Origin of the sequence: Limosilactobacillus gastricus PS3 (genome assembly GCF_000247775.1) — a bacterium.
Classification (GTDB): domain Bacteria; phylum Bacillota; class Bacilli; order Lactobacillales; family Lactobacillaceae; genus Limosilactobacillus; species Limosilactobacillus gastricus_A.
Genome location: NZ_AICN01000005.1, coordinates 51,652 through 75,882, shown reverse-complemented (window position 1 = coordinate 75,882; position 24,231 = coordinate 51,652). Strand labels below are relative to the sequence as shown.

At 41.6% G+C, this 24,231-nt stretch carries 24 protein-coding genes; 23 read left to right on the top strand and 1 reads right to left on the bottom strand.

Translation table 11 applies throughout. The annotated features are described in order from the left end of the window. Positions 1 to 106 precede the first annotated feature (106 nt). The 6 genes from PS3_RS00625 to dtd all read left to right on the top strand — a co-directional run bounded on the left by PS3_RS00625 (position 107) and on the right by dtd (position 5,257). Positions 107 to 379 carry a hypothetical protein gene (locus PS3_RS00625; protein WP_176662240.1) on the top strand — a complete coding sequence of 91 codons (273 nt, stop codon included), beginning with the start codon at positions 107 to 109 and terminating at the stop codon, positions 377 to 379. Positions 380 to 446: 67 nt separating this feature from the next. Further along, entirely contained in the window at positions 447 to 1,406 is a 960-nt protein-coding gene (prmA, locus tag PS3_RS00620) for a 50S ribosomal protein L11 methyltransferase (protein WP_007121669.1), read from the top strand. Then, a complete protein-coding gene (locus PS3_RS00615) occupies positions 1,407 to 2,150 on the top strand; it encodes a 16S rRNA (uracil(1498)-N(3))-methyltransferase (protein ID WP_007121668.1) in 744 nt (247 codons plus the stop codon). Positions 2,151 to 2,230: 80 nt separating this feature from the next. Beyond that, positions 2,231 to 2,575, top strand: a complete 345-nt coding sequence (locus PS3_RS00610; protein ID WP_040467810.1) for a hypothetical protein — start codon at positions 2,231 to 2,233, stop codon at positions 2,573 to 2,575. 1 nt (position 2,576) lies between these two features. Then, the gene (locus PS3_RS00605; RefSeq protein WP_007121667.1) at positions 2,577 to 4,811 is read left to right on the top strand and encodes a RelA/SpoT family protein; all 2,235 of its coding nucleotides are present in this window, start codon (positions 2,577 to 2,579) and stop codon (positions 4,809 to 4,811) included. Between the two features lie 8 nt (positions 4,812 to 4,819). Beyond that, positions 4,820 to 5,257: a D-aminoacyl-tRNA deacylase gene (gene dtd / locus PS3_RS00600; RefSeq protein WP_007121666.1), complete on the top strand. Its 438-nt coding sequence runs from the start codon at positions 4,820 to 4,822 to the stop codon at positions 5,255 to 5,257. 56 nt (positions 5,258 to 5,313) lie between these two features. On the opposite strand, the gene PS3_RS00595 is transcribed toward dtd, so the two are convergent. Beyond that, the gene (locus tag PS3_RS00595; protein WP_007121665.1) at positions 5,314 to 6,198 is read right to left on the bottom strand and encodes an N-acetylmuramoyl-L-alanine amidase; all 885 of its coding nucleotides are present in this window, start codon (positions 6,196 to 6,198) and stop codon (positions 5,314 to 5,316) included. Positions 6,199 to 6,528: 330 nt separating this feature from the next. Here PS3_RS00595 and aspS point away from each other — a divergent pair, with 330 nt between their 5' ends. From aspS to PS3_RS00510, 17 genes are all read left to right on the top strand, one after another. Continuing rightward, positions 6,529 to 8,310, top strand: coding sequence for an aspartate--tRNA ligase (gene aspS, locus PS3_RS00590; protein ID WP_007121664.1), 1,782 nt, complete (start codon positions 6,529 to 6,531; stop codon positions 8,308 to 8,310). Beyond that, complete coding sequence (locus tag PS3_RS00585; RefSeq protein WP_040467808.1) at positions 8,300 to 8,971, top strand: type 1 glutamine amidotransferase; 672 nt, start codon at positions 8,300 to 8,302, stop codon at positions 8,969 to 8,971. The genes aspS and PS3_RS00585 overlap by 11 nt, the downstream gene beginning before the upstream one ends. A gap of 124 nt (positions 8,972 to 9,095) precedes the next feature. After that, on the top strand, positions 9,096 to 9,281 hold the full coding sequence (gene rpsU / locus PS3_RS00580) for a 30S ribosomal protein S21 (RefSeq protein ID WP_040467807.1): 186 nt from the start codon (positions 9,096 to 9,098) through the stop codon (positions 9,279 to 9,281). Positions 9,282 to 9,337: 56 nt separating this feature from the next. Then, positions 9,338 to 10,396, top strand: coding sequence for a DNA recombination protein RmuC (locus tag PS3_RS00575; RefSeq protein WP_050950779.1), 1,059 nt, complete (start codon positions 9,338 to 9,340; stop codon positions 10,394 to 10,396). Positions 10,397 to 10,427: 31 nt separating this feature from the next. Then, complete coding sequence (locus tag PS3_RS00570; protein ID WP_007121661.1) at positions 10,428 to 10,871, top strand: GatB/YqeY domain-containing protein; 444 nt, start codon at positions 10,428 to 10,430, stop codon at positions 10,869 to 10,871. A gap of 165 nt (positions 10,872 to 11,036) precedes the next feature. Continuing rightward, the gene (locus tag PS3_RS00565; protein ID WP_007121660.1) at positions 11,037 to 12,017 is read left to right on the top strand and encodes a PhoH family protein; all 981 of its coding nucleotides are present in this window, start codon (positions 11,037 to 11,039) and stop codon (positions 12,015 to 12,017) included. Next, positions 12,018 to 12,488, top strand: coding sequence for an rRNA maturation RNase YbeY (ybeY, locus tag PS3_RS00560; RefSeq protein ID WP_007121659.1), 471 nt, complete (start codon positions 12,018 to 12,020; stop codon positions 12,486 to 12,488). After that, the gene (locus PS3_RS00555) at positions 12,472 to 12,855 is read left to right on the top strand and encodes a diacylglycerol kinase family protein (protein WP_007121658.1); all 384 of its coding nucleotides are present in this window, start codon (positions 12,472 to 12,474) and stop codon (positions 12,853 to 12,855) included. The genes ybeY and PS3_RS00555 overlap by 17 nt, the downstream gene beginning before the upstream one ends. Positions 12,856 to 12,874: 19 nt before the next feature. Continuing rightward, entirely contained in the window at positions 12,875 to 13,786 is a 912-nt protein-coding gene (gene era, locus PS3_RS00550; protein ID WP_007121657.1) for a GTPase Era, read from the top strand. A gap of 27 nt (positions 13,787 to 13,813) precedes the next feature. Continuing rightward, positions 13,814 to 14,611 carry a DNA repair protein RecO gene (recO, locus tag PS3_RS00545; protein WP_040467805.1) on the top strand — a complete coding sequence of 266 codons (798 nt, stop codon included), beginning with the start codon at positions 13,814 to 13,816 and terminating at the stop codon, positions 14,609 to 14,611. Between the two features lie 279 nt (positions 14,612 to 14,890). Further along, complete coding sequence (gene glyQ, locus PS3_RS00540) at positions 14,891 to 15,856, top strand: glycine--tRNA ligase subunit alpha (protein WP_007121655.1); 966 nt, start codon at positions 14,891 to 14,893, stop codon at positions 15,854 to 15,856. Between the two features lie 2 nt (positions 15,857 to 15,858). Further along, complete coding sequence (glyS, locus tag PS3_RS00535; RefSeq protein ID WP_007121654.1) at positions 15,859 to 17,928, top strand: glycine--tRNA ligase subunit beta; 2,070 nt, start codon at positions 15,859 to 15,861, stop codon at positions 17,926 to 17,928. A gap of 136 nt (positions 17,929 to 18,064) precedes the next feature. Further along, positions 18,065 to 19,855: a DNA primase gene (dnaG, locus tag PS3_RS00530; protein WP_007121653.1), complete on the top strand. Its 1,791-nt coding sequence runs from the start codon at positions 18,065 to 18,067 to the stop codon at positions 19,853 to 19,855. 87 nt (positions 19,856 to 19,942) lie between these two features. Continuing rightward, on the top strand, positions 19,943 to 21,082 hold the full coding sequence (rpoD, locus tag PS3_RS00525) for an RNA polymerase sigma factor RpoD (protein WP_007121652.1): 1,140 nt from the start codon (positions 19,943 to 19,945) through the stop codon (positions 21,080 to 21,082). A gap of 69 nt (positions 21,083 to 21,151) precedes the next feature. Further along, the gene (locus tag PS3_RS00520; protein ID WP_007121651.1) at positions 21,152 to 22,057 is read left to right on the top strand and encodes an FAD:protein FMN transferase; all 906 of its coding nucleotides are present in this window, start codon (positions 21,152 to 21,154) and stop codon (positions 22,055 to 22,057) included. 74 nt (positions 22,058 to 22,131) lie between these two features. Then, positions 22,132 to 22,737 carry an NADPH-dependent FMN reductase gene (locus tag PS3_RS00515; protein ID WP_007121650.1) on the top strand — a complete coding sequence of 202 codons (606 nt, stop codon included), beginning with the start codon at positions 22,132 to 22,134 and terminating at the stop codon, positions 22,735 to 22,737. A gap of 13 nt (positions 22,738 to 22,750) precedes the next feature. Next, complete coding sequence (locus tag PS3_RS00510) at positions 22,751 to 24,178, top strand: NAD(P)H-dependent oxidoreductase (RefSeq protein ID WP_007121649.1); 1,428 nt, start codon at positions 22,751 to 22,753, stop codon at positions 24,176 to 24,178. The last annotated feature ends 53 nt before the right edge of the window (positions 24,179 to 24,231 follow it).

Below are 24,231 nucleotides of genomic sequence, written 5' to 3'. Positions count from 1 at the left end.
TCGTATAGGATAAGCTTTGTCAATTGGTATGAGGTATGCTAAAATGAATAATCATTGAATAAGGCCATAGGAGGTGATTACCGTGTTAAATCGGACCAAGCAATTCATGCGTGACAATGATATTAATTACAAAAAAGAATACATTCGACCAATGATTGGCCCTGAACACGTTTATATTTTCCGTTTTGGAAAGCGTAAACTAAATAACCGGGTAATCATTCGGTATTCTCATACATGGACGGGCCGCTTAAAAATCAATGAAATTGATGTGCGTTTACATCGTCAACATCATCCGCGGATTTTTAAGAGCGAAAGTGAATTGATTGATTATCTTCAACTTCATTTAGATAAGAATCATGAAATAAATGCGGATCTATAAATTAATGGCGCCGATGCGACTTCTCCGGAGGTCGCTTTTTTGCTACTAATATCATCGAGGAAAGAATATGCAATGGACAGCAATTGTTGTTGAAACTACTAGTGAAGTGGTCGAGGCCGTTTCGTACTTGTTAACGGAAGCGGGAGCTAATGGGATTCAAGTTGAAGATGCGGCCGACTATGCTCAATTAAAACCAGGAAAGTATGGTCCATATGGTGAAATCGTTGACCCCGAAAGCTTGAAACATCGTCAAAGCGGGGCCGCCATTACCGGCTACTTTCCACCGAATCAATTTGGACCAGAATTAATTGATGAAATTAAAACACGGGTTGCCAAATTGAATGAATTTGGTCTTAATCCAGGATCATTTAAAGTCACTTTTGCACCAGTTGATGAAACTGACTGGGCGACAGAGTGGCAGAAATATTATCATCCGGTTCGGGTTACCCACGAGTTAACGATTGTTCCACAATGGGAGACTTACCAAGCACATGACAGTGAAAAAATTATCTTTATGGATCCAGGAATGGCCTTTGGAACTGGAACGCATCCGACAACTCAGTTAATGCTCCAAGCCCTGGAAATTTCTTTACGGGGTGGCGAGCGGATGATTGATGTCGGGACGGGCTCTGGGATCTTATCAATTGCGGCAAAATTACTCGGTGCCGGTGATGTTAGGGCCTATGATATTGATCAAATCGCCGTGGATTCGGCGCGTCGGAATATCGAATTAAATCCACAGGCCCAAGGCATCACTTTTGGGGTAAATAGTTTATTGGATGGTATTCATACCCAAGTCGATCTGATTGTAGCTAATATTCTAGCGGAAATAATTGTCCCCTTGGTTCCGCAGGCCTTCGAAAATTTAACGCCAGGTGGAAAATTCCTAACTTCGGGAATCATTAGCGATAAGTTTGAATTATGCCGGGATACGATGATCAAGCAAGGATTTAAAATCGATCAGACTTTACGAATGAAAGATTGGTATGGAATTATTGCTCATAAACCGGCTGAGGACGAAGATTAAATGCAACGCTATTTTATTTCAACACCCACGACTGAAGGAATTATTCAGCTCACCCCTGATACTTGTCATCATTTAATTGATGTGATGCGAGCGCAAGTCGGAACGCAGTTTGAGTTGGTGGTTAATCACCAAAATGTTTATTTGGCGGAGTTAGTTGATGCCGATCGGGGAACAGCTAAATTATTAGAGACGATTCCCAATGAGGTTGAATTGCCCCTGAAGGTTACTCTTGCTTGTGGACTACCCAAGACAAAGGAGAAACCGGAGATGATTGTGCAAAAGGCCACGGAATTAGGAGCTCATCAAATCATCTTTTTTGAAGCCCAACGGTCAGTGAGTCATTGGACCAGCGGTAAAGAAGTTAAGAAACTGGCACGATTACAAAAGATTGCTAATGCAGCGGCGGAACAAGCTCACCGAATCATTCAACCAAGGGTCACATATGTAAAAAAATTAGTAGATGTTTTCGGTCAACAGGATTTTGATATCCGCTTGGTAGCTTGGGAAGAATCTGCTAAGCAAGGTGAAACGAAGGCCCTAGTGAAGAACTTACAAAAAGCGCAGGCTGGTCAAGAAATATTAGCAATTTTTGGACCAGAAGGTGGCTTAACCCAGCAAGAAATTGACCAATTGGCTACTTATCAGGTGGAACCAGTTGGCTTGGGTCCACGAATTTTACGAACTGAAACGGCACCTTTGTATTTAATGAGTGCAATTTCTTATCAAATAGAACTATTTAAGTAAGCAAAGTGTTATGCTGAGCTTTAATTATGATAAAATTAATCTAATAATCTATATATCTTCAATGCGAGGAAGCGGTCAGAATGAAATTGAAACAACTTACACGAATGATGGATCGATTAACTTGGATAATTGGGGCTGGATTAGGGTTTATAGTAACCTGGCTGGCTTACAGTTTACCCTTTATTAATTCAGTGATCCGGGTTGGTGGAATTTTTATCATTGTTAATATAATCACGTGTATTTGGTTAGGTTTTCATTTAGCTTCGCATGCTCGCGGTTGGCAATTATTAGTTTTTCCCGTTTGCTTTTTAGTGGCTGTCTTGTTCTTTGGAGCAAGATATACCTTGTATTTACCACTTGTTTATTTAGCGATCTCTTATTTGGCATGGTCGATGAAGCGTAGTCAAACCGAAGCAGGTGATTAAGATGTCAAAAATGAAGAATTTAACTCATGAAGATGTCCGGAATATCTGTGCTTCATACATGAACGATGAGCATGTTCAATTGGTGGAAAAAGCGTACCAATTTGCCATGATTTGTCATAATGGGCAAAAACGTAAATCGGGTGAGTTATATATTGTTCATCCTATTCAGGTAGCTGGTATTTTAGCCAAGCTTCATATGGACCCAGAAACGGTCTGCGCCGGATATATGCATGACGTAGTTGAAGATACCGGGGCAACGCTTGATGACATTGAGGTTTTATTTGGGCGCACGATTGCCCTAATTATTGATGGTGATACCAAAATTAGCAAAATTCATTATAAGTCTAACCGTGAGCAAATGGCGGAAACTCACCGGAAACTCTTGCTAGCCATGAGTCAAGATATTCGCGTGATGATTGTTAAGCTAGCTGACCGGTTACATAATATGCGAACTCTGGATTCTCTCCGTGAAGAAAAGCAGAAGCGGATTTCGCGGGAGACTTTAGAAATCTATGCGCCCATTGCGGATCGACTGGGAATTAGTACCATGAAGTGGGAGTTAGAAGATCTTTCCTTACGCTACATTGATCCCGAACAATACTATACGATTGTTCATTTAATGCATTCACGACGGGAACAACGGGTTGACTATATTGATCACGCGATTGAAGTTGTCCAAAAAGCGGTGGATGAGTTAAATTTACAGGGTAATGTTGAAATTTATGGACGGCCTAAGCATATTTATTCCATTTACCGTAAGATGGTTAACAAGCATAAGCAATTTAGTGAAATTTATGATTTGTTAGCCATCCGGGTGGTGGTTGATACGGTCCCGGATTGTTATGCGGTTCTGGGGGCCATTCATACTAATTGGAAACCAATGCCTGGCCGGTTTAAAGATTATATTGCGATGCCAAAGGTCAATGGTTATCAATCCCTTCATACCACTGTTATTGGACCGGGAGGACAACCATTAGAAATTCAAATCCGGACTCATGAAATGCATGAAGTGGCAGAATTTGGGGTGGCTGCTCACTGGGCTTATAAAGAAGGTAAAACGGACGGCATTAAGCAAAATCTCGATAGTCAAAAGCTCAATATTGTAAAAGAAATTATTGAGATGCGTAACGAAAGCCAGGATACGGATGACTTTATGTCAGGAGTCCAAAGCGATATTTTTGCGGATAAGGTATACGCTTTTACCCCGAAAGGTGATGTGATTGAAATGCCATATGGGGCGGGCCCGCTGGACATGGCTTACCAAATTCATACCGAAGTTGGTAATAAAACTACGGGGGCGAAAGTCAATGGTCGTATTGTCCCCCTTGATTATGAGATCAAGAATGGTGACATTGTTGATATTATTACTTCCAATAGTTCGCATCCTAGTCATGACTGGTTAGACCTAGTTTCTACACGTCGCGCTAAAAATAAAATTCGCCAATACTTCCGGATGCATGATCGTCAGAAGAATATTGAGGACGGTCGTCACTTAATTGAACAACAAGTTCGGGAAGCTGGTTTTGATCCATCAAAAATCGTAACTGATGAATTAGCTACTCGGGTGGCAGAACGAATGCACTATAACACTGCGGATGAATTATTTGCCGCCGTAGGCTTCGGTGATATTTCGCCGATGGGAGCACGGAATCGCTTTACTGAAGATATTCGGCGCGAAGAGAAGAAGCGGGCCGCTGAAGCAAAAGCCCAAGCCATTCTGGAGAATAATGAAACTTTAGAACCGGCTGAAGAAGAAAAGAAGAAAAAATTGCCCAAGAGTAGTGGCGATGGCATTATCGTTGAAGGCGTCGACAATCTGTTAACGCGGATAAGCCAATGTTGTAAGCCAGTTCCAGGCGATAAAATTTTGGGTTATATTACGATGGGACGGGGGGTCTCTGTCCACCGGGAGGATTGTCCGAACATTAAACATGCTGAACAAACTGGTCAACGGATCGTGACGGTTTATTGGGAAAACCCAGCAGGGGATCAAACCACCTATGATACTGATATCATGGTGGTTGGTGATAATCAATCTGGATTGGTTAATGAGGTCCTGCGGGCAATTAACAATAATACGCGCTACTTAAATTCGATTAACGGGAAAGTTGATAGTAATAATGTGGCTACAATCAATGCGACCGTTGGGGTGCGATCTACCAAACAACTGGAGATTATAATGAACAGTCTCCGGAATTTAGCGAATGTTTATGAGGTCCGAAGGGTTATTCGATAGGAGAAGGCATGAAAGTAGTTTTACAACGGGTGAAACAAGCCCAAGTTACGGTTGATGAAGAAGTTATCGGCGAAATCGAGCAGGGATTTTTACTCTTAGTTGGTTTTGGACCTGATGATAATGATGAAACTTTGGACTATTTAGTGCATAAAATTACCAATCTACGGGTTTTTGAAGATGAAGCTGGCAAACTGAATTTGAGTCTGAAGGATGTTCAGGGTTCGATCCTTTCGGTATCCCAATTTACACTCTATGCCAACACGAAAAAGGGAAACCGTCCAAGTTTTACAGAAGCTGCGCAACCTGAGCAGGCAACCCAACTGTATGACGACTTTAACCATCGTTTAGCGGCGACTGGGATTCCGGTAGCGACAGGTAAATTTGGAGCTAATATGCAGGTTTCGTTAATCAACGACGGTCCGGTTACCATTATTTATGAAAAGTAAAGATACGAAAATGAGACTGGTGAAGGGAAAGCTGATTCCCATTACCAGTCTCATTTCTATTCAAAATAATTTTTTAATCCTAAAATTAGGTCCGTTACAATTTTTTGTTGATAATTAGCGGATTTAATTTGTTGATAATCTTTGCTTGAGTTAATGTAACCCATTTCAAGTAGCACTGCGGGTTGTTTATTATCTCGGAGGACATAAAAATCACCAAAATCAACACCCCGATTAGTTAAGGGGAGATTGTTGAAAGCCTTATTAATTGCTTGGGCGATCGCCCGACTATGGTTCTTCCGGTGATAATAATAAGTAGTGAATCCAGAAGCCTCATTTTCACTTGGGGATGAGTCAAAATGGAAAGAAATGAAGAGGTCAGCGTGAACTCGTTCGGCTAGGCGGGTCCGCGCCCCGAGGGACACATATTCATCTTTATTACGAGTTAAATAGACCCGTGCTCCTTGCCTTCGAAGAGCTTGAGCAACTTTTTTGGCTAATTGAAAAGTATAAGTCTTTTCAAAATAAGCGGGATTTTGACTATTGGTCACGTAAGTAGCTCCCGTGTCATTACCACCATGACCAGGATCAATTACAATCGTTGCGCCAGTAAGGTTCGTTTTTTGAGGGAGATTTTGCGCCTGTAATAACCATCCAGCAATCCAAACCTGTTTACCGGAGCTTAGTTGAACTTGTTTCCACCCATTAGTAGTTTTAATGACTTGACCACTCGTAGAATGGCTTAAATTGATCGATTGGTAGTTCATACCGGGTCCCTGTCGCACCGTCATAGTCTTGGGGTTGATTTGAACGGTCTGCTGGCCCAATGATGGGTTAGTTAGACTAATTACGATTCCAAGGGCGATGAAAACAGCTACTAATGAGATGATCCACCCTGGAAGGCGATGGTGATATTTTTGGAAAAATGTTAATCGATTCTGCATGGGACCCTCCGCAATCTAATATTTCTATTATATCGATTTTTAATATAGAATGCCTATTAATTTCAGAGATGAATTGACTTTTTTCATCGACTACAGTATTGTAATCGATGAAGTAAATAAATTAGTTGATGATAAAGATTGATGATTATGGACCTGTGAAGCGAATAGCGATTGGTGAAAGGCTATCTGAAAAATAATCAGTGACCCCTTTGGAGACTTGGATTATCCCGTGAGGAACTCGCGTTATTAAGTAGCAACTTTAAAGGTGGTACCGTGCTAAAAGCACCCTTGAACTATTCAAGGGTGCTTTTCTTTATCAAGGAGGAAATTATGCAACGAACAAACTATGCTGGATTAACTGATGAATCCCAACTTGGTCAAAGGGTAGTGTTAAAGGGATGGGTCGCAAAGCGGCGGAACCTTGGTGGATTATTGTTTATCGATTTACGTGATCGAGAAGGAATCGTTCAATTAGTTTTTAATGAACAAGAAAATGAAGCGGCTTTTGAATCCGCTAGTCATTGTCGAAATGAAGATGTAATTGAAATTGCCGGAACGGTTCGTCAACGTTCCGAAATCAATCCTGAGCTTGCAACCGGGAAAATTGAAGTGGTTGTTGAGACAATCAATGTTTTAGCAAAGTCACAAACCCCACCGTTTGAAGTGGTTGATAATGTTGATGCAGCTGAAGATTTGCGGATGCGTTATCGGTATATTGATTTACGGCGTCCCGAGATGATGCGAAACATGAAATTACGGAGTAAGGTAACCGCGGTCGTTCATAATTATTATGATAACCATGATTTTATGGACGTTGAAACACCTGATCTGACGCTTTCGACGCCAGAAGGGGCCCGTGATTATATTGTGCCATCGCGGGTTTATCCAGGTCATTTTTATGCACTTCCCCAATCACCACAATTGTTTAAACAACTTTTAATGGCGGCCGGGATTGACAAATATTATCAGATTGCTCGTTGTTTCCGTGACGAAGATTTACGAGGCGATCGTCAACCTGAATTTACCCAAATCGATACTGAAATGAGTTTTGCAACTCCTGAGGAAATCCAAACGGTAGCCGAAGGATTGATCAAACGGGTAATGAAAGAAGTCTTAGATATCGAAGTTCAGACGCCTTTTCCGCGGATGGAATGGCAAGAGGCAATGGATCGATATGGTTCTGACAAACCTGATACTCGTTTTGGAATGGAAATTCATGATTTGTCCGATCTGGTAGCTGATAGTGACTTTAAAGTTTTCGCGTCCACCGTCTCGGCTGGTAATTATGTCCGAGCTATTTGTGTCCCTGGTGGGGCCGACGCTTACTCACGTAAGGATATTACAAAAAAAGAAGAGTTCATCAAGCGTTATCACGCTAAAGGGCTCGCTTGGGTAAAGGTGACGGATGATGGTTACAATGGACCGATTGCTAAATTTATTAATGATTTAGCAGCGCCGATTAATCAACGATTGGGAGCAAAAACCGGCGATTTAATTTTATTTGTGGCGGATAGTTTTAATATCGTCTGTAACGCTTTAGGATATTTGCGGGAAGCCATTGCTCAAGAATTAGACTTGATTGCTCCTGATCAATGGAATTACCTGTGGGTGGTTAACTGGCCAATGTTCGAATACGACGAAGGCTTTGATCGCTGGATTGCTGCTCACCATCCCTTCACAATGCTGAATGAAGAAGATTTACATTATTTAGAGCCTGGAGAAGATCCACATAAGGCTCATGCCCAAAGCTATGATATTGTCTTAAACGGAAATGAAATTGGGGGTGGATCAATGCGGATTCACAACCCTGAAGTGCAAGAAAAGGTTTTAAAGGCGCTCGGTTACTCCAAAGAAGATGCCCAAGCTCGCTTTGGCTTTCTATTAAATGCCCTGGAAAATGGGATGCCGCCGGAAGGAGGAATGGCCTTTGGTTTAGACCGGTGGGTCATGCTCTTAGCTCAAGCAGAAAGCATTCGGGATGTGATCCCATTCCCGAAGAACTCGAAAGCAGTTGAACCATTGACTGGTGCGCCAGGTCAAGTAGAATTAAATCAATTAGAAGATCTTCACTTAAAGGTTGACCTCGAAGGGAGTAATCAAGATGAGAGTTAATGTTTTACAACATGTTAGTGATGAAGGACCAGGTTCAGTGATGAATTGGGCCCATGAACACGGGGCAATCGTTACGGTTTATCATCCCAATGATTTTCAAAAATTACCGACGGTGGACGAGACGGATTTGTTAGTTGTACTGGGATGTCCAGCCAGTCCTAATGATTCTGATCAATGGATTAAAGATGAACGAAAATTGATTAAAGAGCTTATGGATGCCCACAAACCAATGTTAGGGATGTGTTTTGGAGCTCAGCAAATGGCTAAGATTTTGGGAGCTGAGGTTAAAGACGCCCCTACCAAAGAAGTAGGGTGGTTAGAAGTTACGAAGCAAAGCGATGTCATTCCTGATTTGCCAGCGACAGTTACCCCCTTACATTGGCACCAACAAAAATTTACGATTCCTGAGGGAGGACAACTACTTTATTCGTCGAAATATTTACGGGAACAAGCCTTTATCTATCAGGATTATGTCATTGGGTTACAATTCCATTTGGAACCATTAATTGATAATGTTCGAGAAATGGTGGCTAATGATGGTGACTATGCCGATGGATCCGTATTAAATCAAAGTGGCCAGGAGATTATTGACCATGGAGTCCCAGCGGAGAATCAATTAGTCATGAATCAGTTGTTAGACTATCTGGCAAAACAAGCCTAATAAAATCTCAATAAATCTTAATTTTTGATTGACGTTCTAGGTGGAATTATCTATAATAAAAAAGTATTTGAAGGAATTTGTAATTCCGCGTACTAATCTAAAACCGGAGGGAGGGAAATCAATTATGTCAAAAACTATTGTTCGTAAGAATGAATCTTTAGATGATGCTCTTCGCCGGTTTAAGCGTACTGTTTCACGGAACGGGACTCTTCAAGAATACCGGAAGCGTGAATACTACGAAAAGCCTAGTGTTAAGCGTAAGTTAAAGTCTGAAGCGGCACGGAAGCGTAAGAACAAGCGTCGTCGTTAAGATGAAAACTCCTGTCTATTTAGACGGGAGTTTTTTTATGCGAAAGGAAGGATAGGATGGAGTTTTTAATTTTAATCCTCACTATAGTGATCCTGGCTGGAATTTGGTATATCCTGCAACAACTAAAGCAGGGACCCCAAGGAAATTTAGATGTTTCGAATCAGTTATATCAAAATCGGCAAGAGAACGAACAGCTGAGACAAACCATTGATCAAAAATTAACGCAAATCCAACAAAATAACGATCAACAATTGGAACGCATGCGGCAAACGGTGGAAGAAAAATTAGAATCCACCATTCAAAGCCGTCTAAAACAAAGCATGGCCAACGTTAATCAACAATTGGAAAGTGTGAATAAAAGCCTTGGTGAGATGCAAAGCCTTTCTCAAGATGTTGCCTCCTTGAATAAAACCCTTTCCGGAACCAAAACACGGGGAATAATGGGGGAAGTTCAACTGGGAAATGTCATTGAAGATATTTTGACTAGTGCGCAATATGAACGAGAAGTTCCCACAATTGCGGGTTCATCAAATCGGGTTGAATTTGCGATTAAGCTGCCTGGAGAGCATCAACAAACAGTCTGGTTGCCAATTGATTCTAAATTCCCTTTAGACAGCTATGAACGAATTCAAACAGCTTTAGATAATTCGGATCGCGAGCAAGTTGATAAGGAACGCAAGGCATTGGCGCAGAGCATTCGAAAGTTTGCTCAAGATATTAATTCCAAGTACATTCAACCTCCCCAAACGACTGATTTTGGGATTATGTTCTTACCGACAGAAAACTTATATTCGGAAGTGGTCCGGAACGCTCAGCTTGTGGAAGAGCTACGCAAGCAAGAAAATGTGATTGTAACGGGGCCATCGACAATTGCGGCCATTTTAAATGCTTTATCAGTGGGCTTTAAAACGCTAACGATTGAACAAAATGCGCAAAAAATTAGTCAAACTCTTGGGAAGTTTAAAGCAGAATTTGAATCCTATAATGACATTCTTACCAAAGCGCAAAAACAACTTAATGACGCTAGTAAGAATCTCGATCGCCTTAGTTCCACCAGGACTAAGGCAATGGATCGGGTCTTAAGAGATGTTGAAGCTTTAGATGATGAAAGTTAAAATATAACTATTAATAATTTGGAGGTCCAAAATGAGTTTATTAGATCAATTAACCAAAGATATGGTAACGGCCATGAAGGCAAAAGATAAAGAAACCTTAAGTGTAGTGCGGATGCTGAAAGTGGCCGTAACTAACGAACAAATTAGTTTAGGGCATGATTTAACTCCCGATGATGAAAACGCGGTTTTATCACGGGAATATAAACAACGCAAAGAATCTTTAGCCGAGTTTGAAAGTGCTGGTAGAACGGATCTAGTAGAAAAGACACAACATGAATTAGCAGTGGTGGAAAAGTATTTACCAGAACAGTTAACGGCGGAAGAAATTACCCAGATTGTCAAAGCCTCAATCGAACAAAGCGGGGCGGAAAGTATGCGTGATATGGGAAAAGTCATGGGAATTGTGATGCCGCAAGTGAAAGGTAAAGCGGATGGCAAGTTAGTTAACGAGACGGTAAAAGCGGCTTTGAGTTAATTTAGCCGCCCTAATTAGTCAAATTTATTTTCAAATAATGATTAGAGGCTGGAGAATGATCCAGCTTTTTTGTATGTTTGATGGAACGCTTTCGCATATCTTGAAATCCCATCATGATTCATCGTAAAATAATGGAGTTAACTAAAGTAAAGGAGTATCGCACATTTGACAGCTACGGAAACTATTTCAGTGCAATTTAAATTATCAAAACCCGAAGAACAGGTCGGTTTATTGGGCATTCAGGATCAATTTGTTTCTTTATTTGAAGAAGGAATGGGGGTCGAAATGAGCCCGTTTGGGGATCAATTGACCATCACGGGAGAAGCTGAGGCTGTTCATCAAACAGAAGCGGTTTTAGGGGAATTGGTAAAGTTACTCGACCAACAGATTAAGGTTTCGAGCACTGATATTGTGAGTGCGATGAAAATGGCAAAAAAGGGAACCTTAGAGTATTTTGGTGACCTTTATCGGGAAACTATTGTTAAAGATCGTAAAGGTAATCCCATTCGCGTCAAAACCTTTGGCCAACGCCAGTATGTCCATGCGATTAAGCAACGTGATGTGACTTTTGGGATTGGACCTGCTGGGACCGGGAAAACCTATTTAGCTGTTGCAATGGCCGTTGCTGCTTTAAAACGGGGTGAAGTGGAACGGATCATTTTAACCCGCCCTGCCGTGGAAGCAGGGGAAAGCCTAGGATTTCTTCCGGGAGATTTAAAAGAGAAGGTCGATCCTTATTTACGTCCGATTTACGATGCTTTAAATAGTATTCTGGGCGCTGACCACACCGAACGGCTGATGGATCGCGGTGTCATCGAGATTGCACCCCTTGCTTATATGCGGGGGCGGACCTTAGATGGTGCCTTTGTCATCTTAGATGAGGCCCAAAATACCACTAATGCGCAAATGAAAATGTTTTTGACCCGACTGGGCTTTGGTTCCAAGATGGTCGTGAATGGTGATATATCACAAATTGATTTACCACGTGGAGCAAAAAGTGGTTTAGTCAACGCCCAACAAATTTTGCGGGGAATTGACGCGATTGAATTCGTTCACTTTACGGCTGGTGATGTCGTGCGGCACCCTGTTGTAGCCAAGATCATTAACGCCTACGAGGCTGAACAGTCTACCCCAAAGGAGTCCTAAATGGAACTAGTAATATATGATCATACTAATGGTCAGGTGACAGATGAACAACTAGATGAAACTGAAAAATTACTGCAATTTGCGGCTGACCAATTATCGATTGCGGCTAATGCTGAAATGTCAGTGACCTATGTTAATAATCCCGAAATGCAAAAGATCAATCGTGAATACCGCGGCATCGATCGATCCACGGATGTAATTTCCTTTGCGATTGAAGATGATGAAGATCTGATGTTGCCAGCCGAATTACAAGCGGAGCTCCCACGAGAATTGGGGGATCTATTTGTTTCGATTGATAAAGTTAAATCACAAGCGTTGTTTCTAGATCATTCTGAAGAACGAGAACTTGGCTATATGTTGGTTCATGGTTTCTTACACTTGAACGGTTATGATCATGAACGAGCTGATGACCATGGTGAACAATTTCGGTTACAAGAGGAAATTTTGACGAAATATGGACTCAAACGGTAAACATCAATTAAACAAAAATAAAACCTTCCGCCAAGCCTTTCATCATGCCTGGGATGGCATTATTGCGGTAGTTAAGCACGAACGTAATATGCGTTTTCATTTGTTGGCCACAATTGCAGTTATAATTGTCGCCTGCTGGTTTCGCTTGCAAGTTTGGGAATGGTTATGGATCCTTTTGGCGATTTTTCTCGTGATCACCGGTGAAATGGTTAACACCATCGTGGAAGCTTTAGTTGATATGACGGTTGGTCATCAATATCACCCCTTAGCTAAGTTAGCTAAGGATATGGCAGCCGGATTAGTCTTATTACTGGCTGGCTTTGCCATTATTGTCGGCTTGCTAATCTTTGGCAACCATCTAATCTAAAATTAAAATTGAGGTAAATATGGATACATTAAAAGCAGATTTTCACTCTGGATTTGTGGCGATTATTGGGCGTCCCAACGTTGGAAAGTCGACCCTTTTAAATTATGTTGTCGGGCAAAAAGTTGCAATCATGAGTAATGTTGCTCAAACAACACGAAACAAAATTCAAGGGATTTATACCACTAATGAAGCTCAAATTATCTTTATTGATACTCCAGGAATTCATAAACCACAAACTAAATTAGGTGATTTTATGGAGCGTTCGGCGCTCTCAGCCTTAGATGAAGTAGATGCGATTCTTTTTGTTGTTAGTGCGACCGAAAAACGCGGACCAGGAGATAATTTTATTATTGAACGGCTAAAGAAGGTTCAACAGCCAATTTATTTGGTGATTAATAAGATTGATCAAGTTCATCCGAACGACCTTCCAGAGATCGTGGCTCAATATAATGACACTTTACCCTTTAAGAAAGTGATCCCAGTATCAGCATTACAAGGGAATAACGTTAACGGCTTAATTGATGAATTAGTAGATAACCTACCAGTTGGTCCTCAATATTACCCGACCGATCAAGTATCTGATCATCCGGAAAGATTTGTGGTCGCTGAAATGATTCGTGAAAAAGTATTTTTGCTAACTCGTCAAGAAGTGCCACATTCGGTCGCAATTGATGTGACTTCTATTAAGCGTAATAATGAAGAAACGATTGAAGTTGATGCGAATATCATTGTAGAACGACCTGGACAAAAGGGGATTATTATTGGTAAAAAGGGGTCCATGTTAAAAGAAATTGGGACTCAAGCCCGCCAAGACATTGAACGTTTACTTGGTGACAAGGTTTACCTACATCTTTGGGTGAAAGTAGTTCCCGGGTGGCGTGATAAAAATGCAATGTTAAAAGATTATGGTTATCGGTCAACTGATTATTAATTGTTCTTCATGAATCATGAGGTGTAGATCATGCGTGTCAACGAACCATTCCAAGGTATAATTATGAATCGACGCCCCTACCGGGAACGAGACATGTTGGTTAAAATCTTAACTGATCAACGTGGACCGGTAATGTTTTTTGTTCGTGGAGCGCAACGCAAGGGGTTCAAAATGGCGGCTGATATTTTACCCTTTACGTATGGTCAATACGTCGGCTTATTTAATGATGACGGTCTTAGTTATATTGTTAGTGCTGGTGAGACCCATCAATATCAGGGGATTGTCAATGATCTTGACCGGAATGCCTATGCTACTTATCTTTTGGATCTAGTAAATCAAGCCTTTAAAGAAGGATTTGGGATTGGTGGCTGGTATCAGCAAATTTCAACGGCCTTAGATTTAATAAATCAAGGTCTCGATCCGCAGATCATTACGAATGTTTTAGAAGTTCAGTTATTAAATTTGCTGGGCGTTGCCCCCCAATGGGATCGGTGCGTCATTTGTGGGAACGATCAAGCTCCTTTTGATTATTCGGAGAGTTATGGGGGCATTTTGTGTCGTCAACATTGGGCACTAGATGAACATCGGTTCCGTTTAGACCAACGAACCATTAGTTACTTAAGGTTGTTCGCTCATTTAAACCTCACTAAAGTCGGTCAGGTATCAGTTGCCGACCCCATCCGCAAACAGTTGACGTGGGCACTGGATAAAATTTATGATGATCAAGTTGGGATGCGTTTAAAGTCCAAACGATTTCTCCGTGAAATGGATCATTGGACGGCCGAACTGAAAAAAAGTCGGGATCAAATTGACAAACCTACTTAGATTGATTATGATAGTTTCAGTTTAATATTTGTAACGATGACGAAGAAGAAGGCTAATGATCCTGAAAAGCGAATCGGTGATGGTGGGAGACTGATGAGGAGATTGGCATAGACATGGCACTTCAACAGTTACTTGAAATCAAGCTGTTTCGATTAATTCGAAAAAGCAGGGTGGAACCGCGATTAATTCGTCCCTGTAATGAACGTACTAGTTCATTACAGGGATTTTTTAATCTTAAAAACAAATCGTTAAGAACAATGGGTCTGAAGGGAGTAAGACATGGATCAAAAATTAACTGTTCAAGACATAATTTTTAAATTACAACAATACTGGGGGAGCCAAGGTTGTATGTTGATGCAAGCCTATGATAATGAAAAAGGGGCTGGGACCATGAGTCCATATACCTTTTTACGGGCGATTGGACCAGAACCGTGGAATGCAGCTTATGTTGAACCATCGCGGCGGCCGGCTGATGGTCGATATGGTGACAATCCAAACCGGTTATATCAACACCATCAATTCCAAGTATTAATGAAACCTTCTCCAGAGAATATTCAAGAATTATATTTGGGAAGCCTTCGTGAATTAGGGATTGAACCGCTTGAGCATGACATTCGGTTTGTTGAAGATAATTGGGAAAACCCTTCGATGGGCTGTGCCGGAGTCGGTTGGGAAATTTGGCTTGATGGAATGGAAGTGACTCAATTTACTTATTTCCAAGTCGTTGGGGAACTGCAAATGGATCCCGTGGCAGCTGAAATTACTTATGGATTGGAACGGTTAGCCGAATATATCCAAAATGTTGATTCAGTTTATGATTTAGAATGGGCTGATGGCGTATATTATGGTGACATTTTTAAGGAACCAGAGTACGAGCACTCGAAATATTCTTTTGAAGAGAGTAATCAGGATATGCTGCTGAAGTTCTTTGAAGATTATGAAGCGGAAGCTAAACGCTTAATTGCCTTAGGCTTAGTTCATCCGGCCTATGACTATGTTTTGAAGTGCAGTCATACCTTCAATTTATTAGACGCACGGGGGGCGGTTTCCGTTACGGAACGGGCTGGTTACTTACACCGTATTCGGATCATGGCTAAATCAGTGGCCAAAGCCTTTGTTCAAGAACGGCGGAAACAAGGGTTCCCATTAATTCATGATGAAGCCAAGCGTCAAGCCGTCTTAGCAAAATATCAAGCCCAAGCAGAACAAGAAGCTAAGCGAAATGCCAAGAAAGGGGATCAATAATCATGGCACATACCTATTTACTAGAAATTGGGTTGGAAGAAATGCCTGCGCATGTGGTGACACCAAGCATGAACCAGCTCCAAAGCCGGGTTGAAAATTATTTAAAAGATCAACGAATTGACTACCAAACGATCAAAGCCTTTTCGACGCCTCGCCGGTTAGCTTTGAAAATTGAAGGGCTCTCTGACAAGCAACCAGATGTTGACGAATTAGTGAAGGGACCGGCTAAGAAAATTGCTTTGGATGATCAAGGTAATTGGAGTAAAGCAGCAATTGGTTTTACCAAGGGTCAAGGGGTCTCGGTAGAAGATATTGAATTTCAAGAAGTTAAAGGAACGGAATATGTTTTTGTCAATAAACATATTCCAGGTGAATCCGTAGCGACAGTGCTTGCTGGTTTAGATCAAGTCATCACGGCGATGACTTTCCCAACTTTAATGAAGTGGGGGGAATATAAGCTGGATTATATTCGGCCAATTCACTGGTTAGTATCATTGCTTGATGATGCCGTCGTGCCATTTAAGATTTTAAACGTTACTGCTGATCGGTTAACCAAGGGACACCGGTTCTTGGGTCATGATCTCGAGCTTACAAATGCTAGTGATTATGAAGAAGCCTTATTAAATGATTTTGTGATTGCGGATCCTAAGGCACGAAAGGCGAAAATTAAAGCTCAAATTCAAGCGATTGCCGATGAGCATCAATGGCAATTAGATTGGGATGAGGAATTACTGGAAGAAGTTAATAACCTAGTTGAATGGCCAACATCCTTTGCTGGGAAGTTTGATCAACAATACCTAGTATTACCAGAAGTAGTCTTAATCACCTCCATGAAGGATAACCAACGGTTCTTCTGCGTCCGCAACCAGGCAGGACAACTGCAACCAGCCTTCATTGCGGTTCGCAATGGGAATACTGAGCATCTCGATAATGTGATCAAAGGGAACGAGCGGGTATTGGTTCCACGGTTAGAAGATGCCAAATTCTTCTATGAAGAAGATCAAAAAATTACGATTGACCAATACGTGGAACGGTTAAGTCGGGTCTCACTCCATGATCAAATTAGTTCTATGGCTGAAAAAATGGCCCGTACTGGGGTAATCGCGATGGCACTTGCAGAGCAACTTAACTTCAGTGATCAAGAAAAAGCGGATTTAAAGCGAGCTGCAACCATCTATAAGTTTGATTTAACTACCCAAATGGTGGGTGAATTTGCTGAATTGCAAGGAATTATGGGCGAAATTTATGCTAAGTTAGCTGGCGAAAATGAAACCGTTGCTGCAGCAATTCGCGAGCATTATATGCCAATTTCGGCTGAAGGTGCCTTACCAGCGACGAAGGTCGGCGCTCTATTAGCCATTGCAGATAAATTAGATAGCATCTATAGTTTCTTCGCGGTCGGAATGGTTCCTTCAGGCTCAAATGATCCATATGCCTTGCGGCGCCAAGCCTACGGAATTGTTCGGATCATTAATGATCAACAATGGCACTTGCCAGTACTTGATTTACAAACCCAACTACCGGCTTTATTTACTGCAGCAGATCTACATCCTAAGTTTGATATTGCCGAAAATAACGACCAAGTTCGTCAGTTCTTTGTTGACCGGTTGAAACAATTCTTTAGTTTACAATCAATTCGTCATGACATTGTGGACGCAGTTTGTGCGAGTGAGCAACCTGATCTTCTAGCTGTCATTGATGCCGCTCAAGTTTTAGTTAAGCATCAAAGTGATGATAATCTGAAGAATCAAATGGAAGCCATCACGCGAGTAATTCGGTTAGCCAAGAAGGAAGCCTTAACTACCGATGAAGTTATAGTTAAGCCAGAACTGTTTAAGAACCCATCAGAACAAAGGTTGTTCAACCAATTCAACGAATTTGATGATCAATCCTCATTGAATGATCAATTCGAACAATTAATGGCATTAGAACCCGTAATTAGTCAATATTTTGAGGAAAATATGATCATGGATCCAGATGAAGCAATTCGTCAGAACCGGCTTGCCCAATTAACTTTAGTCGCTCAAGCAGCTAGCCAATTTGGTGATTTGGATTTATTGATTGTAAAATAAGCTGAATTATTTGGCATTTGTGTTGACCTATGGTAATATTTTATAGGTATGAATAGGTACAAATGACATTGTTAAAAGGTCGCATTCCATTTGGAAGCGGCCTTTAGTCAATATCATTGCCTTTGGGGGTGATTTCGTGGCACGGATACCAAACGAAGTGATTGATCAAGTTCGGAATTCAGTTGATATTGCGGATGTGATTGGGCAGGATGTTCAATTGCGGAAACAAGGACGGAATTTAATGGGTCATTGTCCTTTCCATCAGGATGATACCCCTTCATTTTCGGTGAATGAAGAAAAACAATTTTTCTATTGCTTTAGTTGTCACCGGACGGGGAATGTATTTTCCTTCTTACAACAGTTGCATGAGATGACTTTTCCGGAGGCTGTTCAGCACGTCGCTGAAATGGCTAATATTGAAATTCCCGAATTAAATCAACGGGATCAATCAACAGCATCACCCAATGCGCCCTTTTATCAGTTGTATGATTTGGCCGCAGATTTGTATCACCATATTTTGGTAAATACGAGGGCAGGGCAACCAGCGCTTAAATACTTGGAACAACGGGGGATGACGCGAGAATTAATCGATCAATTTAAGCTCGGTTTTGCCCCGAGCTCCGATGATCATGGGATTTTGGCGCAGTTTTTAAATGAAAAGCAAGTTGATTATCAAGTTATTCGTCAATCCGGGTTATTAACCACTGATCACGATGGTCACTTTCATGATCGCTTTGTTGATCGGGTCATGTACCCAATAAAGAATGCGAATGGCCAAATCATTGCTTTTTCGGGGCGGTTATTGGCTGCTAAGGGCAACGATCAAGCGCCGAAGTATTTAAACAGTCCAGAAACCCCAATTTTTAATAAACGACAAACCTTGTTCAATTTTGATGAAGCTAAGCGTGCAGTTCGACAGGAAGGCCATTTAATCTTGATGGAAGGTTTTATGGACGTTATTTCGGCTTATGGGGCAGGCGTAAAAAGTGGGATTGCCTCGATGGGGACCAGTTTTACTGAGGAACAAATTCAAGCGATTCAGCGGATTAGCAATGAGTTAGTGGTTTGCTATGATGGTGATGATGCGGGGCAAAATGCCATTATGCGGGCTTTACAATTATTGACTGATCAAGCCCCAACTTTAAAGCTGAAGGTTGTTCAGATGCCGGCAGGTTTGGATCCCGATGAGTTTGTTCAGCAACGGGGACCGGAAAAATTCCAGCAATATCTTACCAATGTTGAAGAATCACCAACGGCATTTCAGTTGCAATATCTACGCCGAGGATTGAATTTAGCAAATCAAAATGAATTACTTTCATATATTGATACGGCTATTCGGGTGATTGCCCAAGTTGAACAACCAGTGGCCCAGAATCTATATCTCAAACAGTTAGCAGATGAATTTAATTTAGATCAAGCGACTTTAGCGGCGCAATTATCCCAAGTTGAGCAACAAGCACAACGATCACGTCCAAAGGTAACGAAGCCGCAGCAAGAACAGTCGACTAGCGACTTTAATCATAGAAGGAAAACAATAAATAGCACCTCACCAGCCCTTGTGAACCGGGTTCAACGAGCTGAACAATTGCTGATTTACTGGTTTATTTATCAGCCCGAATGGCGTGGTCATTTGTTAGGTTTAACTGATTTTACTTTTCCAGACGATAATTATCAGCAACTATTTGAACAAATACAGGACTATTTACAAGCGCATGCTGATTATTTAACGGGTGATATGATTAATTTTTTGCAGGATCAACCCGAATTAATTGCCCTTTTAGCAGAGATCGAGCAATTAGAGGTTCAAGATGAAATTACTGATGAGATGGTCGATGATTGTGTTCATGTCCTGCAGTCAGAAGCTCCCATTGAAGATCTGATTAGTCAAAAACAAGGCGGAATTAAAAGAGGCCACCGCTCTCAATGATCAAACATTAAGTGCACAATTAACAACAGAATTGATTAGCTTATATCAGCAGCAACAACAGGCGAAGGCAAAGGAGATTAATTAAGTATGGCGAAAACAAATAAAGATCTAGTTATTTCAAACGCGGTTGAATTTGATCAATCAGCTTATGATAAAGCGGTTGGGAAGTTAATCCGTGAACATAAGCAAGCCAAAGAAATTAAATATAGTGAATTATCTACCCAATTAGCCGAACCATTTGAATTGAATGCGGACGGGATTGATCAACTGATGCAAAATGTTGAAGATTCCGGAATTAGCATTGTTGATGAAAATGGGGATCCAGATCCACGCGCCCTACAAGCCACGGAAAAACTATCAAATAGTGCTAGTAAGGATACGTCAGCTCCATCGAATGTTAAAATTAACGATCCGGTGCGGATGTATTTAAAAGAAATTGGTCGCGTGCCCTTACTTACGGCTGATCAAGAAGTTGAACTGGCTTTACGGATTGAGCAAGGCGATGAAGTGGCTAAGCAAGAATTAGCCGAAGCCAACTTACGGTTGGTGGTTTCCATTGCCAAGCGCTATGTCGGTCGGGGAATGCAATTCTTGGACTTAATTCAAGAAGGTAACATGGGGCTGATGAAAGCCGTCGAAAAGTTTGATTATCGGAAAGGGTTTAAGTTTTCAACTTATGCTACTTGGTGGATCCGGCAAGCCATTACTCGGGCGATTGCGGATCAAGCCCGGACAATTCGAATTCCGGTTCACATGGTGGAAACGATTAATAAGTTAATTCGAATCCAACGTCAACTATTGCAAGATCTTGGACGGGAACCATTACCGGAAGAGATTGGGGCCGAAATGGATATGGAAACCCAAAAAGTGCGGGATATTCTAAAAATTGCCCAAGAACCAGTTTCCTTAGAAACACCAATTGGGGAAGAGGATGATTCGCATCTAGGAGACTTTATTGAAGACCAAGATGCAACTAGCCCTGCTGAACATGCGGCTTATGAAATGATGAAAAAGCAGCTGGAAAATGTTTTAGATACCTTAACTGATCGGGAAGAAAACGTTTTACGGTTGCGGTTTGGCTTGGATGATGGTCGGACCCGGACATTAGAAGAAGTCGGTAAGGTCTTTGGCGTTACGCGGGAACGTATCCGGCAAATTGAAGCTAAAGCCTTACGTAAATTACGGCATCCATCCCGCTCTAAGCAATTAAAAGATTTCTTAGAATAAATCTTTGTGTATAATAGAGCCCAGAGGTCATCGGACCTGTGGACTCTTTTTTAGTAGAAAGGGATTAAGATGATAGCAGAAGCAAGTACTCATTTAATGGGTTCAACGATTACCATCAAAATTGATCACCCTGATGGTGAACAACTAATTGCAGATTGTTTTAAGCAGTTAGCGGACTATCAAGAGCGATTCTCTGCTAATAATGATCAATCAGAATTGATGCAATTAAATCAATTGGCTGGTATCCGTCCAATGCAAGTTGATGAAGATCTATATGACCTGATTAAGTTAGCAGTTCGTTATAGTTGTCGGGGAGGTTATTTTAACGTCGCGATTGGTCCTTTGGTAAAACTTTGGCATATTGGGTTTCAAGATGCTCAGGTACCAACTGCAGAACAAATCCAAACGACTTTGAAATTAATTGATCCCCACCAAATTGAATTAGATGATCAAAATCATGCGGTGTATTTAAAACAGGCGGGGATGGAGATTGACCTAGGTGGAGTTGCCAAGGGCTATTTTGCGGATCAGCTGGCAATCAAATTGAAAGCAGCTGGAGTTGAATCAGCCCTAATTAATCTCGGTGGTAGCAGTATTGTAACGATTGGTGGCAATGCCAATAATTCCGATGGTCAGTGGCATGTCGGTCTCCAAGATCCGCGTGGCAAACGAACGGATTATGCGACTATTTTAGCTCTTCAAGACGAAGCCATGACGACTTCAGGGGTCTATGAACGCCAGTTAATTAAAAGTGGTCGAACCTATCACCATATTTTAGATTCCAAAACTGGGTATCCTATTGAGACGTCAATTATGAGTTTGACCGTCTTAGGCCACCAAGCGGTTCTGGGGGAAATTCTTACTACTATGTGTTTTGGGTTAGAACCTTCACAAATGAATGATTGGCTAAAAGAATTTCCGGGGATAACAATTCTAACCATCGATCAACAGGGGGAAATAAGATATTATAAATAGGTTACTTTTTCCTAAATTTGTGATATTATTTACATATAAATATTACTATTTTATATAAATTGAAAGGAAGCAATATGAAACATTATATCGGAATCGCAGGGACACATGCGAAAGGATCGACCAACACCAAGTTGATTCACTTTATTAAAAATCATTTAGCCGATCGGGCGGAAGTAGAAATTATTGATGCCAGTAACTGGCCAGTTTTCCAGAAGACACCAGATGGGAAATTACCTGAAGGAGTGCAAGCCGTCGCTGATAAAATTGCTGCGGCTGACGGGGTGATTATCTCAACTCCTGAATATGATCACACCATTCCAGCAGCGCTTATGAATACTTTTGCTTGGCTTTCATATGGGATCCATCCATTTGATAATAAGCCGGTTATGATTACGGGAGCTTCATTTGGTGCCTTAGGAACTTCTCGGGCTCAAGGTCATTTACGGCGGATGTTAGATGCTCCAGAAATTCACGCGCAAACGATGGCTAGTTCTGATTTCATGGTTAGTCGGTCATTAAATGCTTTTGATGAGGAAGGTAATTTAAAAGATCCTGCTTTGGTCAAGCGGTTTGATGAACTATTCGCTGAATTTGAAGTATTTGTTGACTTGATGGCTAAGTTAGCCCAAGTTAACCAAGTTGCCGAAGCAGATGCCGCTAAAGTTGGCGAAGCGGAATAAGGAGGAGCGAACAATGAAATTAGTTGCGATTGCGGGCTCGATTGCGAAAGATTCATATAACAAGAAATTAGTCAATTTTATGGCGAAGGCATACAGCGATGTAGCTAATATTGAAGTCCTATCTCTTGATCAAGTACCACTCTTTGACCGTGATTTGAGTTACAAGGACTTTGATCAATTAGTGGAATTAGATCGGAAGATCAAACTGGCCGATGGGGTAATTTTGGCTACGCCAGAACATAATCATACTACGACCGTAGCAATGAAGAGTATGTTGGAATGGCTCTCAACTGATACTCATCCCTTCCAAGACAAGCCGGTCTTGATTGTGGGGGCTAGTTATCACATTCAAGGGACTTCGCGGGCTCAAATGGATTTACGTGATATCTTAGACGCTCCAGGAGTAAATGCGATTGCTTTACCGGGGAATGACTTCTTGCTCGGTAACTGTAAAGAAAAATTTGATGAGCAAGGTAATCTGAATGATGAGGGGACGATTAAGTTCTTAAATAGTGTCCTAGTTAAGTTTACTGAATGGGTAAACACGATTAATGCTGTTTCGGCTGAAGAAGCTGCTGACTGGACGAAGGAAGACTTAACCGCTTCTGGTATTACGGACACGACCATTGACGTTGATATGATGTCAAAAGATTGGGTTAACCAAGCGGCTGCTAAGACTCATGCTGCTGAGGATACTGATTACGTTAAGTTAGACAGTGGGGTATTAAGCGTTAATCAATTAAATTGGTTCTTGAAAACCATGCCGATGGAATTAACCTACATGGATGATAACGATCAATTTATTTACTACAACCACTACCTTGATCGCGATGACATGTTAGCGCCACGTTATCCATGGCAAACTGGGATGCCAATGAGTGAAGTGCACCCACAGCGGGCCATGAATGGTGTTAAGCGAGTGATTAACCAACTTCGTTACAACAAGACGGACTTGGTTAAGATGCCAGTTCCTGGGAATAAAGTGAACGAAAAATGGCTCATGCACTATTACAAGCGGATGGCTGATGAAGAAGGCAAATTCCGTGGAATTAACGAATGGGTCCTTGATATTTGGCCAATTGTTGCCCAATATTTGGAAATGACAGGTCAAAAACTAGTCGCTGATCCTAATGCTAAGGTTGATGCACATGGAGGTGCTAGTGGCAAGCCGGCTAGCCCGTCAGTAGAAGCTAACCAAACAGATACGGATGCTGGTGCTAGTGATAGCGATAGCGAAGAAACGAGTGCTCCAGTTGCTGAACCGGCAGTTGATACGAATGCGGGCGCTTCTGGTGAAGAAGAGGAAACCACAACTTCTGCTAGTCCGGTGGCTAAAGTCGAACCTAGTGTCGACACGGATGCCGGGGCTTCTTCCGAAGAAGACGACGCTGCTAATGGTATTCCAGACAGTGTGGACACGGATGCGGGTGCTTCAGATTAATTGAATCATATTAAAAAGGCCAAGCCTGAAAGGAATTTCCTTTTCAGCTTGGT

Bases quoted from the DNA above. Each gene is read 5' to 3' on its own strand.
- era (WP_007121657.1), top strand. From the start codon at position 12,875: ATGGATACATTAAAAGCAGATTTTCACTCTGGATTTGTGGCGATTATT.
- PS3_RS00610 (WP_040467810.1), top strand. From the start codon at position 2,231: ATGAAATTGAAACAACTTACACGAATGATGGATCGATTAACTTGGATA.
- PS3_RS00510 (WP_007121649.1), top strand. From the start codon at position 22,751: ATGAAATTAGTTGCGATTGCGGGCTCGATTGCGAAAGATTCATATAAC.
- PS3_RS00595 (WP_007121665.1), bottom strand. From the start codon at position 6,198: ATGCAGAATCGATTAACATTTTTCCAAAAATATCACCATCGCCTTCCA.
- PS3_RS00585 (WP_040467808.1), top strand. From the start codon at position 8,300: ATGAGAGTTAATGTTTTACAACATGTTAGTGATGAAGGACCAGGTTCA.
- PS3_RS00555 (WP_007121658.1), top strand. From the start codon at position 12,472: ATGGACTCAAACGGTAAACATCAATTAAACAAAAATAAAACCTTCCGC.
- rpoD (WP_007121652.1), top strand. From the start codon at position 19,943: ATGGCGAAAACAAATAAAGATCTAGTTATTTCAAACGCGGTTGAATTT.
- PS3_RS00570 (WP_007121661.1), top strand. From the start codon at position 10,428: ATGAGTTTATTAGATCAATTAACCAAAGATATGGTAACGGCCATGAAG.
- PS3_RS00575 (WP_050950779.1), top strand. From the start codon at position 9,338: ATGGAGTTTTTAATTTTAATCCTCACTATAGTGATCCTGGCTGGAATT.
- PS3_RS00520 (WP_007121651.1), top strand. From the start codon at position 21,152: ATGATAGCAGAAGCAAGTACTCATTTAATGGGTTCAACGATTACCATC.
- glyQ (WP_007121655.1), top strand. From the start codon at position 14,891: ATGGATCAAAAATTAACTGTTCAAGACATAATTTTTAAATTACAACAA.
- prmA (WP_007121669.1), top strand. From the start codon at position 447: ATGCAATGGACAGCAATTGTTGTTGAAACTACTAGTGAAGTGGTCGAG.
- aspS (WP_007121664.1), top strand. From the start codon at position 6,529: ATGCAACGAACAAACTATGCTGGATTAACTGATGAATCCCAACTTGGT.
- ybeY (WP_007121659.1), top strand. From the start codon at position 12,018: ATGGAACTAGTAATATATGATCATACTAATGGTCAGGTGACAGATGAA.
- rpsU (WP_040467807.1), top strand. From the start codon at position 9,096: ATGTCAAAAACTATTGTTCGTAAGAATGAATCTTTAGATGATGCTCTT.
- PS3_RS00625 (WP_176662240.1), top strand. From the start codon at position 107: ATGCGTGACAATGATATTAATTACAAAAAAGAATACATTCGACCAATG.
- PS3_RS00605 (WP_007121667.1), top strand. From the start codon at position 2,577: ATGTCAAAAATGAAGAATTTAACTCATGAAGATGTCCGGAATATCTGT.
- PS3_RS00615 (WP_007121668.1), top strand. From the start codon at position 1,407: ATGCAACGCTATTTTATTTCAACACCCACGACTGAAGGAATTATTCAG.
- dtd (WP_007121666.1), top strand. From the start codon at position 4,820: ATGAAAGTAGTTTTACAACGGGTGAAACAAGCCCAAGTTACGGTTGAT.
- PS3_RS00515 (WP_007121650.1), top strand. From the start codon at position 22,132: ATGAAACATTATATCGGAATCGCAGGGACACATGCGAAAGGATCGACC.
- glyS (WP_007121654.1), top strand. From the start codon at position 15,859: ATGGCACATACCTATTTACTAGAAATTGGGTTGGAAGAAATGCCTGCG.